A 1,127-nucleotide genomic window follows, 5' to 3' on the forward strand; every position below is an offset into this window, starting at 1 on the left:
AGTCGGGTTCGGGTTGTGTTGGGTGTGGAGTTGCCGGTTCGGGTGTTGTTTGAGGCGTCGTCGGTGCGTGCGTTGGTGGGTCGTTTGGGGTGGGGTGGGGGTGTTCGTCCGGGGTTGGGTGTGATGCCTCGGCCGGATGTCGTTCCGCTTTCCTTCGCCCAGCGACGGCTCTGGTTCATCAACAAAATGGACGAGGGCTCCGCCGTGTACAACATGCCGATGGCGTTGCGGATGTCGGGGCCTCTGGATCGGGACGCCTTGCGTGCCGCTCTGGCTGATGTGGTGGCCCGGCACGAAGCACTGCGGACGATCTTCCCGGAGATCGACGGCGAACCACACCAGGTTGTTCTGCCGGCGACCCAAGGTCCTGTATGGACAGAGCGCGAGATGGCCGAGGACGACCTCGGCGCCGCTATCGCCGAGCAGGCGACTTACAGCTTCGATCTCGGCAAGGACCTGCCGATCCGGGCGAGCCTCTTCAGGCTGTCCGACAACGAACACGTGCTGATGCTGGTGATGCACCATATCGCCGGAGATGGCTGGTCCATGGCACCGCTGACGGAGAACCTCGCGGAGGCATATGCGGCCCGTCGTGAAGGACATGCGCCTTCGTGGCAGCCGCTGCGGGTCCAGTACGTGGACTACACGTTGTGGCAGCGGGATCTGCTGGGCGACGAGTCCGATCCGGACAGCTTGTACTCGCGGCAGATCGGCTACTGGCGTAACGAACTGGCCGGTGCGCCCGAACTCCTCAACCTGCCCACCGACCGGCCACGGCCAGCGGTCGCCTCGTTCCGCGGCGCCCGCATACATTTCACGTTCGACGCCACCCGGCACCAGGCGATGCACGCACTGGCCCGTGAGTGTGGCGGGACGGTGTTCATGGTGTTGCAGGCGAGTTTGGCCAGTTTGTTGTCTCGTTTGGGTGCGGGGGTCGATATTCCGCTGGGCAGTGGTGTCGCGGGGCGTACGGATTCGGGTTTGGACGATGTGGTCGGGTTTTTTGTGAATACTATTGTTGTGCGGGTTGATGTGTCTGGTGATCCGTCGTTCGTGGATGTTGTCGGGCGGGTGCGGGAGCGGAGTCTTGGTGCGTTCGCGAATCAGGATGTGCCGTTCGAGCATTT

General features: G+C 63.3%; 1 protein-coding gene. It reads left to right on the forward strand.

Annotation, left to right across the window (positions count from 1 at the left end):
- Nucleotides 1-24: 24 nt before the first annotated feature.
- On the forward strand, nt 25-1,127 hold a 1,103-nt coding region (locus tag GC106_RS46975; protein WP_312873466.1), incomplete at its 3' end, for a condensation domain-containing protein.

Origin of the sequence: Kibdelosporangium persicum (genome assembly GCF_013280595.1) — a bacterium.
GTDB lineage: Bacteria > Actinomycetota > Actinomycetes > Mycobacteriales > Pseudonocardiaceae > Kibdelosporangium > Kibdelosporangium persicum.